Source organism: Shigella sp. FC1967, from assembly GCF_001743005.1.
Lineage (GTDB): Bacteria > Pseudomonadota > Gammaproteobacteria > Enterobacterales > Enterobacteriaceae > Proteus.
Genome location: NZ_MIIZ01000823.1, coordinates 1 through 2905, shown reverse-complemented (window position 1 = coordinate 2905; position 2905 = coordinate 1). Strand labels below are relative to the sequence as shown.

At 34.7% G+C, this 2905-nt stretch carries 2 protein-coding genes and 3 pseudogenes; 3 read left to right on the top strand and 2 right to left on the bottom strand.

Annotated features, from left to right (window positions below):
* Nucleotides 1–43: 43 nt before the first annotated feature.
* Nucleotides 44–376: a PACE efflux transporter gene (locus BHE89_RS13815; RefSeq protein ID WP_286146144.1), complete on the bottom strand. Its 333-nt coding sequence runs from the start codon at nucleotides 374–376 to the stop codon at nucleotides 44–46.
* Nucleotides 306–497, bottom strand: a complete 192-nt coding sequence (locus BHE89_RS25825; protein ID WP_286146143.1) for a chlorhexidine efflux transporter — start codon at nucleotides 495–497, stop codon at nucleotides 306–308. The genes BHE89_RS13815 and BHE89_RS25825 overlap by 71 nt, the downstream gene beginning before the upstream one ends.
* 99 nt (nucleotides 498–596) lie before the next feature.
* Here BHE89_RS25825 and BHE89_RS27475 point away from each other — a divergent pair.
* The 3 pseudogenes from BHE89_RS27475 to BHE89_RS25820 form a co-directional block, all read left to right on the top strand.
* Nucleotides 597–1472, top strand: a pseudogene (locus BHE89_RS27475) (LysR family transcriptional regulator).
* 296 nt (nucleotides 1473–1768) lie between these two features.
* Nucleotides 1769–2709: pseudogene (gene cbpA / locus BHE89_RS13805) on the top strand (curved DNA-binding protein).
* Nucleotides 2709–2807: pseudogene (locus tag BHE89_RS25820) on the top strand (chaperone modulator CbpM); the annotation flags it as partial. The pseudogenes cbpA and BHE89_RS25820, both read left to right, overlap by 1 nt.
* Between the last annotated feature and the right edge of the window lie 98 nt (nucleotides 2808–2905).

Sequence of the window (2905 nt, the reverse complement as noted above, 5' to 3'; positions counted from 1 at the left end):
GAAAACACCTAATGATGGTTCAAAAGGTGTTTTCGCATAGTGGTTAACGCGAGATAACTCGTTTACCTTTATAATTAAACCAATTTTCACGTAATTTATCGTAACTAAGATTAAATGCATAGGTATAGAAAAGAAAAAAAGGCAAAAAAAGCCGACTTCTAATAAGAATGCATTCCACAGTGACATATTTAATAAAAAATGCCAATATCGGTAAACCAATGATTACAAAACTTAATTCAAATCCAATAGTATGCATGATTCGTACTTTTGTTGGTCTTGGACCTTTGATTAAGGGCCAATAGCGGTCAAAAATCATGTTGTAAAATAAATTCAATAACATAGCTAATGTTGATAAAACAATAGCTACGGTTCCCATTTGAAAAAATTGAGCGACCCAAAATCCATGCACTAAGTGGCGCTGTTATTGTGATGGCTATTATTTCAAATGAAACAGCGTGAAAAACGCGCTCAGTAAATGTTTTTTGATATTGGCTCATACCCCACCTCAAATTAATTATTTAGCAAAAACGAGTGCAATTATTGATAATATTTTGTATATATACAAAATAGGAGCCATCGAAAAAGCCGATACTATAATGAACTATTCCATAGAAACTTTGCGTACATTTATTGAAGCAGCTTCGTTAAAATCATTTTCTGCCGCTGCGCGAAAATTAAATAAAAGCCAATCTACTGTCAGTAGTACGATCAGTGGATTTGAAGATGATATGGGTTTTGAACTATTTGAACGTAAAGGAAGAGAATCAACGCTGACTTTTGCAGGGCAAAAGGTATTAAGTTTAGTTGAAGACATATTAGCGGCGGATGAACGTTTACAAGCACTAAGAATAGAACTATCTCCAGAAATGGAGCCCCGTCTAAGCTGTGTTTTTTTCGGATATGTATCAACCCCCCTCATTCTGAGCAACTTTTAAAACTTCTAGATAAAGAATTTCCTCATATTGAATTTGAATTTCTTGTTGCTGAAAACGATGATGTCATCAATATGCTACAAAATAATCAGGCGCATATTGGTATGATGGAATCACGAATAGAGTACCCCGTTGATATCGCTTTTGCCCGTTTACCTGTTAGTGGTGAATTAGGATTATATGCACATAAAAATCATCCTCTTGCGAAAGAAATTAAAATTAACTATCAGCATTTAACGATGCATCGTCAACTAAGGCTAAGTAGCCGTGCTCAATTTATTATTAATAGTGAAAAAAATTGGTTGGCACCTAACTATTTGTTACTGCTTGAAATGGCGGAGCAAGAAATGGGATGGGCAATATTACCCACTTGGCTCGTCGAGCAATTTGGGCATGAGTTATTAGTTAGCCTTAATTACGATCAGTTTCCGAAAAAAAATTGATATTGATTTAGTGTGGTCTAGAAATAATCCACCAGGAAAAGCGGGATATTGGATGATAGATAATCTTTTGAAAAACAACATTCCGCATTCTATTTAGTTAAAAAGAAAAACCATCATTAACAATGCAATAATTGATTGTATTGTTGAATAAAATCTACCTCTTTTAATAGGGTGTTTAAAATGCACCTTTTTAAAAAAAGGGGATAATGGAGCTTTCGGTTGATTAATATCTTGCTTTTTGATTCAACTTTTTTAATTGAAGGTTATTTTTTAGGCATTTGGTTGGTGTTATTATAGAACTTTTACTCATCAACATAATTTCTTTGTTCTATAATTAATCAAGTCTAGGGTATTAATATTTAATTCATTATTTAACATAATTGAGATGTCACTATGGAATTAAAGGATTACTACGCCATAATGGGTGTCAAACCCACTGATGATACTAAAACGATTAAAACTGCTTATCGTCGTTTAGCAAAAAATATCATCCAGATGTCAGTAAAGAGCCAAATGCTGAAGAGCGCTTTAAAGAAATTGCTCAAGCATGGGAAATATTAGGTGATGAACAACGTAGAGCCGAATATGATGAACTTTGGGCTCATCGTAACGATCCTAAATTTAGGCAATTTACACAACAACATTCAAATAAGGAGCAAGGAAGTTTTAGCCAAGAAGATTTTGATGATTTTTACGCTTCATTTTTTGGTCAACATTCGCCATTTGAAGGGCGTCGATCTCGGCAGGCACCTAAACAGCGTGGGCATGATTTAGAAATAGAATTAGCTGTTTTTCTGGAAGAATCACTGGAAGAGCATAAGCGTACGATTAGTTATCACTTACCTGTTTATAATGTTTTCGGAGTTTTGGAAAAAGAGATCCCTAAAACTTTGAATGTGAAAATTCCAGCCGGTGTTATTGATGGGCAACGTATCCGTTTAAAAGGTCAGGGAACAACAGGTGAAAATGGTGGAGAGAATGGTGATTTATGGTTAACAATTCGTATTGCACCTCATCCCCTATTTGATATTAAAGGTCACGATTTAGAAATAGTCGTCCCAGTAGCTCCTTGGGAAGCTGCATTAGGTGCAAAAATTCCTATACCTACAATAAAAGAAAAAATATTGTTAACGATCCCTGCTGGAAGTCAAGCAGGACAAAAGTTACGTATTAAAGGAAAAGGGTTAGTTAGTAAAGGGGTTAGCGGTGATTTATATGCAATTTTAAAAATTGTGATGCCACCTAAACCTGATGAAAATATACGAGAATTATGGCAACAAATTGCAGATAGCCAGACCGATTATAATCCACGTAAAGACTGGGAGAATAAATAATGGGTCAATTAACAACAACCGTATTTACTGTCACTGAGTTTTGTCATCATACTGGAATATCAAATGATGAACTCAACGAGTTTGTAGCGCTTGGTATGAATAAATAATGGGTCAATTAACAACAACCGTATTTACTGTCACTGAGTTTTGTCATCATACTGGAATATCAAATGATGAACTCAACGAGTTTGTAGCG